The sequence below is a fragment of the Streptomyces sp. HSW2009 genome, assembly GCF_040240285.1.
Taxonomy (GTDB): domain Bacteria; phylum Actinomycetota; class Actinomycetes; order Streptomycetales; family Streptomycetaceae; genus Streptomyces.
Map to the genome: position 1 here is coordinate 1 of NZ_JBEHZD010000180.1, position 13,410 is coordinate 13,410.

A 13,410-nucleotide genomic window follows, 5' to 3' on the forward strand; every position below is an offset into this window, starting at 1 on the left:
GCCCGGAGTTGTGAATACGAGACAGGGCCCCCCGGTGCGGCAGCCCGTCCCGCCCGCCCCGCCGCTCACCCGGGGCACCCGCGCCGGCGCAGCCCCGACGCCCGGGGCCGGGCGGGTGCGTGGCCCGCCCGGCCCGTCGTACCCCCGCCCGGTCCCGACCGATCGGACGGCCGGCGGGGAGCCGGCGGCACGGGGCGGGCCGACCCCGGGCGCACCCCGGGGTACACAGGATGGCCAGGGCAAGTCCCGGCCGTTGAACATTGCAGAAGAGCGACATACGCTCGCTCTTCCAACAACCACCTCGAACAGCCACCCGTGGATGGCGCCCGGGCGGCGCACCCGCCGTCTGACCGGCACACTCATAAGCAGCACGGCGGCCGGGGCGCGATGGGAGGCCAGCACGGTGAACGACGGCAGCCGCACTCGGCGCCTGACCAGTCGGCTGGCCACGCAGAGCGCCGCCCGCGGACGGGCCGCGGCACGCCGCCGGCTGCGCGCCAGCCGGGCGACGGGCGGGACCGCGCCCCAGTTCACCGCCCGCTCCAAGCTGGCCTGGCTGGCCACCGCGAGCACCTGCATCGGCACCACGCTCGACCTGGAGCGCACCGCACGGGAACTGGCCGAGTTCGTCGTCCCCCAGTTGGCCGATGCGGTGGCGGTGGATCTGCTGGAGTCCGTGCTGCACGGGGAGGAGGGCGACCGCGGCGCCACCGGCGGCATCCTCGCCGCCCGCAGGGCCATCGCCGTCAAGGCCGTCGACGCGCTGGCCGACCTCGAACCCTCCCCGGTCGGCGAGATCATCGTGCGCGACGAGACGCACCGCGAGACGCTGCTGACCACCGTCTGCCTGGCACAGCGCAAGCCGGTCCTGGTCGCGCGGATGACCGACCGGGACTTCGAACGAGTCGCCTCGACCGACAGCGCCGCCGACAAGATGCGCCGCGGCGGCGTGCACAGCTATCTGGCCGTGCCGCTGATCGCCCGCGGCCTGCTGCTCGGCAGCGCCGACTGCGTACGGGCCGGCGACAGCCCCCCGTTCACCACCACCGATCTCGCGCTGGCCGAACAGTTGGCGTCCACCGCGGCCGTGTTCATCGACAACGCCAGGCTGTACGGGCGCGAGCGCGAACACGTGGTCTCGCTCCAACGCAGCCTGCTGCCGCGCGCCGCACCACACACCCCGGGCCTGGCCGTGCACGCCAGCTACGCACCGGCCGCCGACGCCCGCGGAGTGGGCGGCGACTGGTACGACGTGATGGCGCTGCCCAGTGGGCGGAGCGCGCTGGTGGTCGGCGACGTGATGGGCCACGGCGTCACCGCGGCGGCCACCATGGGCCGGCTGCGCACCGTCGCCCGCACCCTGATGATGCTCGACACCGCGCCCGACCGCGTCCTGGCCCGGCTCGACCTGGCCACCCGCGACCTGGAGGACGACCAGGTCGCCACCTGTCTGTGCGCCGTCTTCGACCCGGCAGACAACACGTACACGCTGGCCAGCGCCGGTCACCCGCCGCCGCTGCTGGTGGCGGCCGACGGCAAGGCCAGCTACCTGGAGGTGCCCACCGGGGCGCCGCTGGGGGCCGGCGTGATCCCGTACGACCCGCTGCGCATCCGCGTCGCGCCGCAGAGCCGGCTGATCTTCTACACTGACGGGCTGATCAAGACCAGGGACGACGACTGCGACACCCAGTTCGGGCGGCTGCTCGGCACGGTGGCGCAGATGCCGTCGGACCGGCTGGACGACGGCAGCCTGCTGGCCGCGCTGCCCGGCAGCGACCAGCGCTTCGACGAGGCGGTGCTGTTGACCGCGGCGACCGCGGCGCAGCCGCCGGAGCGGCTGACCGTATGGGACCTGCCGCCGGACGGGACCGCGGCCTCCATCGCCCGCCGCCACGTCACCCGCGAACTCGACCGGTGGGGCCTGTCGGCCCTCGCCGACGTCAGCGAACTCATCGTCAGCGAACTGGTGGGCAACGCACTGCGGTACGGGCAGGGCCCCGGCCAACTGCGGCTCATCCAGTACGAACGCCTCATGATCGAGGTCTCCGACCGGGGCCCCGACCTGCCGCAGATCCAGCACGCCGACGTCAGTGACGAGGGCGGACGCGGGTTGCAGCTCATCAACATGCTCTGCCGCCAGTGGGGTTCCTGCCGCACCCCCACCGGCAAGATCGTCTGGGCCGAGCAGGACGTACCCCAGTAGCGGACCCGGCGACACGGGGCGCCCCTGGCGGGGCGGGGTGAGCGGGCGAGGCAGCCAGACGGGGGCGGCGCCGCCGGCCCGCGCCGAGACGCCCGTGCTGACTTGACCGCGCCGGGACGACCACGCCGAGGTGACCGCACCGACCCGACCGCGCCGGGACGACTACGCCGAGGTGACCGCGCCGGGCCGCCCGCCGGCATGACCTCGCAGGTAATCGACCAGGCCCCGGGCCGCCCGGCAGAGTGAGGGCAACGGGACCCGGTCCGGCGCACTCCGGATCGGGCCCCGGTCACGACGGCCGCTCTCCAGGAGGAATTGCCATGAGCCAGTCCACCGCCGCCGCGATCGACTACCAGGCAGCCATCGACCGGTACTTCGCCGCGTGGAACGCCACCGACCCGGCCGAGCGCCAGCGGGCCGTGGCCGCCGCCTGGGTCGAGGGCGGCTCGTACACCGACCCGTTCGCCGACGTCAGCGGCCACGACCAGCTCGCGGCCGTGATCGCGGGGGCGCAGGAGCAGTTCCCCACCTTCACCTTCCGGCTGGTGACCGTCGCCGAGGGGCACCACCACACCGCCCGCTTCGGCTGGGAGCTGGTCTCCGAGACCGACGGGTCGGCGCCGGTGGCCGGGTCCGACGTGGCGGTGTTCGCCGAAGACGGCCGCATCCGCGCCGTTTACGGCTTCATCGACCGGGCACCCGGCGCCTGAACCGGGGTGGGGGGGGGGGGGGGGCGGGGGGGCCCCCCCCCCCCCCCACCTCCGTCATTGGCGTTGATCGTCCGGGTGCGGCAGGGGGAAGCCCGCCCCGTACCCAACGCCGGGTTCGGGCGAAACGGGCTCACCGGTGTCGGGGTCGGTGCAGTAGGCGCTGAACACCTGGGCCTCGGTCAACGGAGCCAGCCAGCCGTCACGGAGGGCCCAGCCGTGGACCGTGTCGCGTTCGTCCGGGCCCGTGGTGCGCAGGACGACGCCGCCCGAATGGGCGCCGGCCAATCCGACGGCCAGCACCATGCGGAAGGCATGTCGGTCGTCGTCCTCGGCCGATGGGCTGGCAGGGGCACCGGGCGCGGTCCGCATGTGGAGTGCCGCGATCAGCGAGCCGGATTCCAGGGGGACGCTGCACACCAGGTGGTGGCGGCCCGGGCGTGCTCCGCGTAACAGCGCCTCGATTGCTTGGCCGGCGTGGCCGAACGCGGTGGATGTCGCGCCTTCGCCGCAGGCGGTGCAGGTGTCCAGCGTGGTGAGGGCCGTCATCGCGCGGTCCAGGGTGACGTGTCGCTCGCCGCTTGAGCGTAGGAGCGTCACCAGGTCGGTCAGTGGGACCGGCCTGTGCCGCAGGGTCGGGCCTGTGGTGGCGGCCTCGGCCGCATACCTGGCGCGGCTGGTGGGGCGGTCCGGGTCGAGCCTGGTCTCGGAGCAGAAGGCGCGGAAGAGATCGGGGTCGAAGAGGGCGATGGTCGTGTGCTCACCGCGCAGCGTGCGGGCCCTGAGCCAGCCGTCCACTTGGCGTAGGTAGCGCGCGTGGTCGGTGAAGGGGAAGGACGCATACCCCCGCATGGCGGTGAAGTCCGCTTCGGTGGCGAGCACGGCGATCACGCTAGGTGACTCGTGGCGCAGGGCGCGGCGGGTGGCGCGGCGGCTGCCGCGGGTGCTCGTCCGGCGGCTGCCGGAGCCGGGGCCGGACTCCGCGCCTGCTCGGTCGCCCGGGACGCCGCCGGCCCCCGGGGCGGGGGGGGGGGCGGGCGCCCCCCCGCGCCGGGGGGGCGTGGGGGGGGGGGGGGGGGGGGGGGGGGGGGGGGGGGGGGGGGCCGGCCCCCCCCCCCCCCCGGGCCGGTCTTCATGGGTGGGTCGACGGTCGTGCGGTGTGGATGACATGTGAGGCTCCCCGTGGTTACGGTGATCAATGCTCACTCACCGTAACCGCAGGGTCTGACAATGCCGCGGGAGTGCAGGTCAGGCGGTGGTCGTGGCGCGTTCGCGGGCCAGACGTTCGTAGAAGTGGAGCAGTTCGACGTCGTCCACGGAGCCGGCGTTGACTGCCTTGTCCAGGGCGACGCCCTGGAGGAGGCGCTTGACCGGGACCTCGATGCGCTTGCCGGTGAGGGTGTGCGGGATCGCGGGGACCTCGATGACCTCGTCGGGGACGTGGCGGGGCGAGAGCTGGGCGCGGATGATGGTCTTGATCTTGTCGCGGAGCGCGTCGTCGAGCGTGGCGCCGGGTGCGAGGTGGACGAAGAGCGGCATCCAGTAGCCGCCGTCGGCCTGTTCGACGCCGATGACCAGGGATTCCTTGATCTCGGGGAGCCGCTCGACGGCTTCGTAGATGTCGGCCGAGCCCATCCGGACCCCCTGCCGGTTCAGGGTGGAGTCGGAGCGGCCGTGGATGATGACGCTGCCGCGGGAGGTGCGGGTGATCCAGTCGCCGTGGCGCCAGACGCCGGGGAACATCTCGAAGTAGCTGTCGCGGTAGCGGCTGCCGTCGGGGTCGTTCCAGAAGCGGACCGGCATGGACGGCATCGGGTTGGTGACGATCAGCTCGCCGACCTCGTCGATCAGCGGGGTGCCGTGCGGGTCCCAGGACTGGAGGTCGGTGCCGAGTCCGGGGGCCTGGAGTTCGCCGATGTAGACGGGGAGCGTGGCGACGGCGCCGGCGAAGCAGCTACACACGTCGGTGCCGCCGCTGACCGAGGCGATCCACAGGTCTTCCGCCACTTCCTCGTGCAGCCAGCGGAAGCCGTCGGGGGGCAGCGGGGAGCCGGTGGTGGCGACGCACTTGATGCGGGAGAGGTCGAAATCGCGGCCGGGGTGCACCTCCGCCTTGCGGCAGGCCATCACGTACGCGGCGGACGTGCCGTAGACGGTCGCCCCGGTGCGTTCGGCGATGCGCCACTGGGCGCCGGTGTCCGGGTAGCCGGGGCTGCCGTCGTACAGCACCACGGTCGCGCCGACGAGGAGGCCGGAGACGAGGAAGTTCCACATCATCCAGCCGGTGGAGGTGAACCAGAAGAAGCGGTCGCCCGGGCCCATGTCGTTGTGCAGGCCGAGTTGCTTGAGGTGCTCGACGAGGATGCCGCCCTGGGACTGGACGATGGCCTTCGGCAGCCCGGTCGTGCCCGAGGAGTAGAGGACCCACAGCGGGTGGTCGAAGGGGACGGTCTCGTAGACCGGTTCGGTGTCGGCGGCGGTGAGGTCGTCCCAGAGCAGGGCGCCGTCGGGGGTCGGGGTGCCGAGCAGCGGGATGTGGACGACGGCGCGCAGGGAGGGCAGTTCCCCGCGGAGTTCCGCGACGGTCTGCGTGCGGTCGTGCTCCTTGCCGCCGTAACGGTAGCCGTCGACGGTGAACAGGACGACCGGTTCGACCTGCTGGAAGCGGTCGAGGACGCTGCGGGCGCCGAAGTCGGGGGCGCAGGACGTCCAGACCGCGCCCACCGCGGCGGTGGCCAGCAGGGCGACCGTGGCCTGCGGAACGTTGGGTACGTAGCCGCTGACCCGGTCGCCGGGGCGTACGCCGAGACGGCGGAGTTCGGCGGCGAGCGAGCCCACTTCGCGGCGTAGCGTGGCCCAGCTCACGGGGCGCGGTTCCTGCGTCTCGTCGACGTAGAGCAGGGCGGGCTCATCGGCCCGGGCCGGGTCGTCGGCGGTGCGTAGTGCGTGCTCCGCATAGTTGAGGGTGGCGCCGGGGAACCAGCGGGCGCCGGGCATCGTGGCGTCGGCCAGCACGCTCTCGTACGGAGTGGTGAAGCGGACGTCGAACCATCGGGTGACCGCCTCCCAGAATTCCGGCAGTCGCTCCACGGACCAGCGGTGCAGGTCGGCGTAGCTGGTGGCGGGGTCGTCCGGAGTGACTGCCGGGGCGCCGTACCGCTCGGCCGCCCAGCTCTGGAAGCGGGTGACCTGGGCCTGCGCGATGCGGTCCGGGCCGGGGCTCCACAGGGGTTCCGGCTGGGCTGCTGGCTGCGGTGCGGTGGTCATCTCGGCTCCCGGACTCGGCACGTGGTTGCGTCCGCTCGCGTTCGGGCACGGGCCCCGGTGGTGGTGGGGCGTGGGTGCGACGCGGCTCAGCAGGACGATGCCATGTGATCGACATCCGCACCAGAGCGGGCCTGCTCCGTGGTGGGGCCGTGCCGGGTCCGTTCCGCGGGTGGTCGGTGGCCCGTACCAGGTGTCGGTGGGGAGCGTGGGTCCGTCCCGGGTGGGCGATCGGTCGGGCCGCGGTGGGGGTGGGTGACGGTGGCGCGTACCCGAGCTGGTGTGGGTGGGAGTGGGCGGGCTGAGGGGTGGGTGGGGCGTGGGTGTGCCGTGGCGGTGCGGTGGGGGTGTGCGGTGCACGTGCAGTGGGTGTGAATGGCGGATTTCGCACGGCGGAGAGGGTTGAAGATCACGGGTGGCGGTGGACTCGGGTGACAGCGGGTGAACGACAGTTGAACGAAGCTTCTGGCTGGTCCCGGCGATGGCAGGGTGATCAGCATGGATGCGCGTGACCTGGTGCGGTCGGTGAAAGTGGTCGGTTCGGCCGGGGGGCTGCGGACCGTGCGGGCCGCGTGGCGCAGACGCCGTCTGGACGCGGACGCGCTTCCCGCGACGGGCGCCGAGCGGGCCCGGATGCCCGGGGTCGCCGAGGGCGCTGAGCCGTTGCCCGGCGGGGGCGTGGTGCGGTTCGCGCGCTCGTCACTGCGCGTGCAGGTGGCCGCCGGCGGTGCGGTGTTCTGCGGCTGGGACGGTGCGGCGCCCGAGCCGTCGTACGCGCTGGCCGGCCCGTGCCCCGAGGTCGACCAGCGGGCCGTGCTCGAACCCGACAAGGACGACGGCTGGCGGGTGGTGTCGGAGCGGGTCACGGTGGCCATCGCGCGGGACGGGGCGGTGGAGATCCGTACGCCCGGTGGTGTGCGGCTGCGGCGTGAGCTGCCGCCGCGCTGGTGGGAGCCGGTCACGGCCAAGGAGGGCGATCCGGAGCCGCCGCGCTGGACGCAGCGCTCCGAGGTGGCCGCCGACGCCCGCTGCTTCGGTCTTGGCGGGCGGGCCGTGGGGCCGCGGCTGCGCACCGGTACGTACCGGCTGTGGAACACCGACCCCGGGGGTTCCTTCGGGCCCGAGGACGACCCGCTGTACCTGACCATGCCGGTGCAGTTCGTGGTGGCCGACGCGGGCTGTCACCTGTTGTTCCACGACAACACGTGGGACGGCGAGGTGAAGCTGCGCGAGGGTGTGGAGGGTGAGGGGTCGGGGCACGACCGGCCCGGCCGCTGCGAGGTGCGGATGCAGGGCGGGCCGCTGCGCTACTGGGTGTTCGTGGGGACGCCGGCGCGGGTGCTGCACGGCTGGGCGCAGTTGACCGGCTCCCCCGCGCTGCCGCCGCGCTGGGCGCTGGGCTACCACCACGCGCGGTGGGGGTTCGGCAGCGACGACGAGGTGCGCCGGGTGGTCAACGGCTATCTGGAGCGCGGTCTTCCGCTGTCGGCGCTGCATCTGGACATCGACCACCTCGACGGCAACCGGGTGTTCACGGTGGACCGCGAGCGCTTCCCCGACCTGCCGAAGCTGGCGGCCGACCTGGCCGACGACGGGGTGCGGCTGGTGTCGATCGTCGACCCCGGGGTGAAGGCGGAGCCGGGCAATCCGGTCTACGAGTCCGGGGTCAGGTCGGACGTCTTCGTGCGCGATGCGCGCGGGGAGGCGGTGCGCGGCGAGGTGTGGCCGGGCGCAAGCGTCTTCCCCGACTTCACCTCGCCGCAGGTGCGGGAGTGGTGGGGCCAGTGGTACGAGGAGCGGCTCGCGCAGGGCTTCGCCGGTGTGTGGCACGACATGAACGAGCCGGTGTCCTTCGCCGCCTTCGGCGATCCCACGCTCCCGCTGTCGGCGCGGCACGCGCTGGAGGGGCACGGCGGTGATCACCGGCAGGCGCACAACGTCTACGGTCTGACGATGGCCAGGGCCGGGCACGAGGCGCTGTGCCGGCTACGGCCCGAGCAGCGTCCGTTCCTATTCTCGCGCTCGGGTTGGGTGGGGCTCCAGCGGTACGGCGGCACCTGGTCGGGCGACGTGGCCACCGGTTGGCCCGGGTTGCGGGCCTCGCTGTCGCTCGTGCTCGGGCTCGGGCTGTGCGGGGTGCCGTACTCGGGTCCCGACGTCGGGGGCTTCACCGGGTCGCCGGAGCCCGAGCTGTACCTGCGCTGGCTGCAACTCGGCGCCTACCTGCCGCTGTTCCGTACCCATGCGGCGCTGACCGCGGGGCGGCGCGAGCCGTGGGAGTTCGGTCCCGAGGTGTTGGAGCACGCACGGGCGGCGCTGTGCGAGCGGCAGCGGCTGGTGCCGTACTTCCTCACCCTGGCGCACCTGGCGCAGCGCACCGGTGCGCCCTACGTCCGCCCGCTGTGGTGGCGCTGGCCGCAGGACCGTGCCCTGCGCGACTGTGAGGACGCCTTCTTGCTGGGTGACTCGCTGCTGGTGGCGCCGGTCCTGGAGGAGGGCGCCAGGCGGCGTACGGTGCGGCTGCCGCGCGGCCGTTGGTACGACGCGGCGACCGGGCGGGCCCATGACGGTCCGGGGCGGGCCGTGGTGGAGGCGCCGCTGTCGCGGGTGCCGGTGTTGGTACGGGCGGGTTCGGTGTTGCCGGTGGCGAGCGAGCGGGGTGAGACCGAGTTGGAGGTGTGGGCACCGGTGGCGGGGCGTACCGGTGGCGGGGTGTTGGTCACCGAGACGGGCGAGGGTTGGGCCGAGCCCGCGACGGTGCGGTTCACGACGCGGCTGCGCGGGGACCGGGTGGTCGTGGAACAGGAGGGCACGGAGGACGTGAAGTACGCGATGCGGGTGCGTGGGGACGCGGTGGGGTTGGAGCATGCTGAGGCGGGTGCGGCGAACTGACCGTACGGGGCACGGTCGGGTGTCGCGGCCGGGTGTCATCGGCTGCCCGTCGTTGCGGGGCGCTGGGGTGGGGGCCGCGGCTGGGTGCCGTGGTCGAGGTGCGGTGATCCGGTCGTGCGGTGGTGTTCGGCGGGGCGCCGAGCGCGAGCGTTCAGTGGTGGTGGGGCAGTGCCGCGCGGGTGACGGGGAAGTCGAAGTAGGTGTCGGGGAAGGGCTCGGGCCGGTAGGTGTAGTGCCACCACTCCTCCGGCAGGTTGTGGAAGCCCGCTCGCTCCAGGGTGTCCTTGAGCAGCAGTCGGTGGGCGCGCTGCCGGCCCACCACGCGGGGGTCGAGCGTGTGCGACACGGTGTCGAAGCAGTCGAAGCCGGTACCGGTGTCGACCGCGTTGTCGGGGAAGCGTTCGCCCTGTGGCGCGTAACAGGGGACGAGTGGCTGGCCCGGCCGGTAGGGACGGGTGGGCTTCGCCGGGAGCTGCACGAGGGTCAGATCGAGCGTGGAGCCGCGGCTGTGGCCTGACTTCTCGGCGATGTAGCCGTCATCGAACAGTCTCGACTTGTCGACCCGCGGGTAGAACTCGGCCTTCATCCGCTGGTCGGTCAGGTCCTTGGCCCAGCGTACGAAGTGGTCGACGGCGCGCTGCGGCCGGTAGCAGTCGTAGACCTTGAGGGAGTAGCCGCGACGGAGCAGGGTGCGTTGGGCGCGGTGCAGGGCCTTCGCCGCGGGTGCGGTGAGGATGCACAGCGGCTGCCGGTAGCCGTCGACGGGCCGGCCCACGAAGTTGTGCCGGGTGACGTAGCGCATCTCCTGGAGGATCGTCGGATCGACGTCGCGGAGCGCCACGAACTCCTCGGGCGCGGTCGGTTCGGGCGTGGCCCGGGCCCGTTCCGGCGTGCCGGTCACGAGCGACAGGGCGGCCACGGCTGCGGCGAGCGTGCGGAGGGCGGCACTCCATCGGGTCATGCCCCGGGTCTACCAGCCGTACGGCCGTGGCCGGAAGGGGGTGACACGCTCCGGGTTCCGTCCGCGCCGTCCGTGTCACCCGCAGCCCCGTCACCCGTGACACCTGCCTGACACCCGGTGGCACCTGTGCCGCCCTGGTGGCCGTGTTGTCAGGTGGTCGACGGCCAGTGGGTTTGGGGTGGGTGTGCGAGACGTGGGTGGGTGTGCGTGTGGCGCTCGCCGCGTGGCCGGTCTCGCCGTGTGCCAGGCGCCGCGTGACCGGCCGGGCAGAGCCACCCCCGTGGACCCCACCCGACCGGTCATGCTGAAGTGGACGCTCCGGCCCGCGCCCTGGTTGCGTCCCCTACGGTGTGCGGATGGACGAGCAGAAGTTTGCTTCGTACGACACCTTCTGGCCCTACTACGTGGCCATGCACGCACGCCCCGCGACGCGGTGGGTCCACCTGGCGGGCACCCTCACCGGGCTCGCCCTCGCCGCCCGCGCCCTGGCCGGGCGGCGGCCGGTCGGGGTGCTCGCACTGCCCCTGGTGGGGTACGGCACGGCGTGGCCTGCGCACTTCCTGATCGAGGGCAACAATCCGGCGACCTTCGGCCATCCGCTCTGGTCGCTGCGCGGGGACCGGCAGATGATCGCGATGATGCTGGCCGGCCGGGACGCGGAGTTGTCGGCGATCGCCCGGGACTGGCTGGCCGCGCACCCCGAGTACGACCACCGGCGGCGCGACCACCGGCAGCGCGGGCGGGGCACACCGGGAGCGGCCGGCTGAGGCGCGCGTACCGGAGCGGGGCTCGTACGCGCTGCGGCCCGTACCCCGGGCATGGGGTACGGGCCGCAGTGGTGCATCTGGCGCGGTCAGCCGCCGGCGGCCAACCGCTGCTCAGCGGCGATCTTCATGGCGTGCTCGACCACGGAGATCAGCACGCTCTTGGTCGACTCGCGCTGCCGTGCGTCGCACAGCATCACGGGCACGTCCGGGTCGAGGTCGAGCGCGTCGCGCACGCTCTCCTCGGGGAACCTCAGGGCCCCGTCGAAGCAGTTCACCGCGACGGTGAAGGCGATGCCGCGCCGCTCGAAGTAGTCGACGGCCGCGAAGCAGTCCTCCAGGCGCCGGGTGTCGGCCAGCACCACCGCACCGAGCGCGCCGGTCGCCAACTCGTCCCACAGGAACCAGAAGCGGTCCTGTCCGGGCGTGCCGAACAGGTAAAGCACCAGGTCCTCGCGGAGCGTGATGCGCCCGAAGTCCATGGCCACGGTGGTGGTCGTCTTGCCTTCGACCCCACCGATGTCGTCCACCGGCCGGCCGGCTTCGCTGAGCAGTTCCTCGGTACGCAGCGGCTTGATCTCGCTGACCGCGCCCACCAGGGTCGTCTTGCCCGCGCCGAAACCACCTGCCACCAGGATTTTCAGCGTCACCGGGTCGACAACACCGGAACGCCCGCGGTCAGAGTGCCCGAAGACCATTGATCACCTCGCGCAGAATCCACTCATCCGGCAGTTCCGCCGGAGGTACGGGCCGAGACACGCGGACGAGCGCCGCGTGCAGCAGGTCGCCGATGAGCACCCGGACCACACCGACCGGAAGGTCGAGTTCGGCCGCGAGCTCAGCGACGGACTGCGGGGCTTCCCGGCTCAACTCGACGATGTCGAGGTGTTCCGGGGACAGCGTTTGATCAGATACCGACCGGCTCTTGAGCGTGTCGGCGATGACCACCGCTATCAGGTCGAGCTTTTCTTCGGTCAGGCTGCGGGTCCGGCCACGCGTCATGGCGTACGGCCGAACCACCGGCCCCGCCGCGTCGTCGAACCAACGCGCTGTGTCTTCCCCGTCTGTGTTCATGTCACCCCATCACCCACTGGACCGCGGAGCGGTACCCAGGTGAGTGCCGACGCGCTTGACCAGGAGCGTCATCTCGTACGCCACCTGCCCGACGTCGGAGTCGGCGTCGGCGAGCACGGCCAGACAGCTACCGTCGCCGGCTGCGGTCACGAAGAGGAACGCGTCATCAAGTTCCACGATGGTCTGCCGGACCCGGCCGACCTCGAAGTGCCGGCCGACGCCCTTGGCGAGGCTGTGGAATCCAGAGGCGACGGCGGCCAGGTGCTCGCCGTCCTCCCCGGTCAGGTCCCGTGATGCGCCGGTCGGCAGTCCGTCTCCGGAGAGCACGAGCGCCTTGCTGATGCTTCCGACCCGCGCGACGCGCTCGTCGAGCAGCCAGCTCAGCTCGCGCGATGGCCTAGGCGCGGCGTTGAATGGTGCGGTCATCGACCGTCCCCCTCCCATGTCGTTCCTGGTGCTGTGCCCGCCGGGCCATTGGAGTCGGCGGAGGTGGTGTGCTGCTGCCGGCCACGCTGCCAACCGCGCTGGAGCGAGGCCATCTTGGCCCGCGCCATCTCGGCATCACGCTGGGGGTCCGAATCGTCCGGCTGCGGTTCCGGCTCCGCCTGCGGGGCGGGTTCCTTCTTGAGCTGCGGGGCGAGGCTGGCCTGCCGGACCCGGCGCGGCAGACCCGTGGCCGAGGTGGGCGCTGCGGGCCGGGCCGCCGGCGGCGCGGGGCGCTGCACGGTGAGCGTGGGCTCGGGGTCGGGCACCGGCTCCATGGGGCGGGCCGCCTGGCCGCCACCGGGGCGCTGGTCGCGGCCGGCACGGGGGCCGTCCACCGGGCGTCCGTGGTCGGAGACCAGCACGGGGTGCCGCCGCCGGGGCAGCGGGACGGGCTCACCGGAGGGAGGCGTCTGGTCGTCGATCGCCTGCTGGTGCTCGGTGGTGGGACCGCCTTCCGGTACGGGCTGCGGCGCGCCGCGGCCACGGAACCAGCCGCCCTCCACATCGTCCGGCTCGTCGTCGTCGAACGGCGTGATCGGTGCCTCCAGTTCAACCGGTCCGTCCAGCGGGTCGTTCTCCAGCGCACGGGCGTGCTTGCCCTTGCGAGGTCCGGAGCCCTGGCCGATCGCGGCGATGCCGGTCTCGGAGGGGCGCAGCCTGCGCGTGTCCTCGTTGGGCCGCTCACCGCCGCCGAGCTCGATCTCGCCCTCGGAGAGCAGGTTGGCCGGGATGAGCACGACCGCGGTGGTGCCGCCGTACGGGGAGGGCTGGAGCGAGACGCGTACGCCCTGGCGCTGGGCGAGCCGGCTGACCACGAAGAGGCCGAGTCGGTCGGTGTCGGAGAGTTCGAAGTCGCGGGTCTCGGCCAGCCGCAGGTTGGCTTCGAGCAGCGCATCGGGGGTCATGCCGAGACCGCGGTCGTGGATCTCCAGGGTGAAGCCGTTGGAGACCCGCTCGCCGTGCACCTGTACCGCGGTGTGCGGGGGTGAGAAGACGGCGGCGTTCTCCAGCAGTTCGGCGATGAGGTGGGTGAGGTCGGCGACCGCGGGGCCGTTGACG

11 protein-coding genes are annotated in these 13,410 nt (G+C 73.0%); 4 read left to right on the top strand and 7 right to left on the bottom strand.

What is annotated here, in order from left to right:
* Nucleotides 1–403 precede the first annotated feature (403 nt).
* Both AAHZ94_RS15715 and AAHZ94_RS15720 read left to right on the top strand, forming a co-directional pair.
* The gene (locus AAHZ94_RS15715) at nucleotides 404–2,203 is read left to right on the top strand and encodes an ATP-binding SpoIIE family protein phosphatase (RefSeq protein WP_349993501.1); all 1,800 of its coding nucleotides are present in this window, start codon (nucleotides 404–406) and stop codon (nucleotides 2,201–2,203) included.
* 320 nt (nucleotides 2,204–2,523) lie between these two features.
* Complete coding sequence (locus AAHZ94_RS15720) at nucleotides 2,524–2,913, top strand: nuclear transport factor 2 family protein (protein ID WP_349993502.1); 390 nt, start codon at nucleotides 2,524–2,526, stop codon at nucleotides 2,911–2,913.
* A gap of 54 nt (nucleotides 2,914–2,967) precedes the next feature.
* Here AAHZ94_RS15720 and AAHZ94_RS15725 read toward each other — a convergent pair whose 3' ends face one another.
* Together AAHZ94_RS15725 and AAHZ94_RS15730 are read right to left on the bottom strand one after the other, a co-directional pair.
* Nucleotides 2,968–4,080, bottom strand: a complete 1,113-nt coding sequence (locus AAHZ94_RS15725; protein ID WP_349993503.1) for a DUF8829 domain-containing protein — start codon at nucleotides 4,078–4,080, stop codon at nucleotides 2,968–2,970.
* 78 nt (nucleotides 4,081–4,158) lie between these two features.
* Nucleotides 4,159–6,177, bottom strand: a complete 2,019-nt coding sequence (locus AAHZ94_RS15730) for an acetoacetate--CoA ligase (RefSeq protein WP_349993504.1) — start codon at nucleotides 6,175–6,177, stop codon at nucleotides 4,159–4,161.
* Nucleotides 6,178–6,672: 495 nt separating this feature from the next.
* Between AAHZ94_RS15730 and AAHZ94_RS15735 the strand changes: the two genes are divergently transcribed.
* The gene (locus AAHZ94_RS15735; protein WP_349993505.1) at nucleotides 6,673–9,066 is read left to right on the top strand and encodes a glycoside hydrolase family 31 protein; all 2,394 of its coding nucleotides are present in this window, start codon (nucleotides 6,673–6,675) and stop codon (nucleotides 9,064–9,066) included.
* 151 nt (nucleotides 9,067–9,217) lie between these two features.
* Here the strand turns inward: AAHZ94_RS15735 and AAHZ94_RS15740 are convergent, their stop codons facing one another.
* Entirely contained in the window at nucleotides 9,218–10,027 is an 810-nt protein-coding gene (locus tag AAHZ94_RS15740) for a M15 family metallopeptidase (protein WP_349993506.1), read from the bottom strand.
* Nucleotides 10,028–10,383: 356 nt separating this feature from the next.
* Here AAHZ94_RS15740 and AAHZ94_RS15745 point away from each other — a divergent pair, with 356 nt between their 5' ends.
* Nucleotides 10,384–10,794: an Mpo1-like protein gene (locus AAHZ94_RS15745; RefSeq protein ID WP_349993507.1), complete on the top strand. Its 411-nt coding sequence runs from the start codon at nucleotides 10,384–10,386 to the stop codon at nucleotides 10,792–10,794.
* Nucleotides 10,795–10,880: 86 nt separating this feature from the next.
* Here the strand turns inward: AAHZ94_RS15745 and AAHZ94_RS15750 are convergent, their stop codons facing one another.
* From AAHZ94_RS15750 to AAHZ94_RS15765, 4 genes are all read right to left on the bottom strand, one after another.
* The gene (locus AAHZ94_RS15750; protein WP_349993508.1) at nucleotides 10,881–11,489 is read right to left on the bottom strand and encodes a GTP-binding protein; all 609 of its coding nucleotides are present in this window, start codon (nucleotides 11,487–11,489) and stop codon (nucleotides 10,881–10,883) included.
* Nucleotides 11,470–11,865 carry a DUF742 domain-containing protein gene (locus tag AAHZ94_RS15755; protein ID WP_349993509.1) on the bottom strand — a complete coding sequence of 132 codons (396 nt, stop codon included), beginning with the start codon at nucleotides 11,863–11,865 and terminating at the stop codon, nucleotides 11,470–11,472. Before AAHZ94_RS15755 ends, AAHZ94_RS15750 begins: the two co-directional genes overlap by 20 nt.
* Before the next feature lie 9 nt (nucleotides 11,866–11,874).
* Complete coding sequence (locus AAHZ94_RS15760; protein ID WP_349993510.1) at nucleotides 11,875–12,291, bottom strand: roadblock/LC7 domain-containing protein; 417 nt, start codon at nucleotides 12,289–12,291, stop codon at nucleotides 11,875–11,877.
* The coding region (locus AAHZ94_RS15765; protein WP_349993511.1) for an ATP-binding protein at nucleotides 12,288–13,410 on the bottom strand (1,123 nt) is incomplete at its 5' end. The genes AAHZ94_RS15760 and AAHZ94_RS15765, both read right to left, overlap by 4 nt.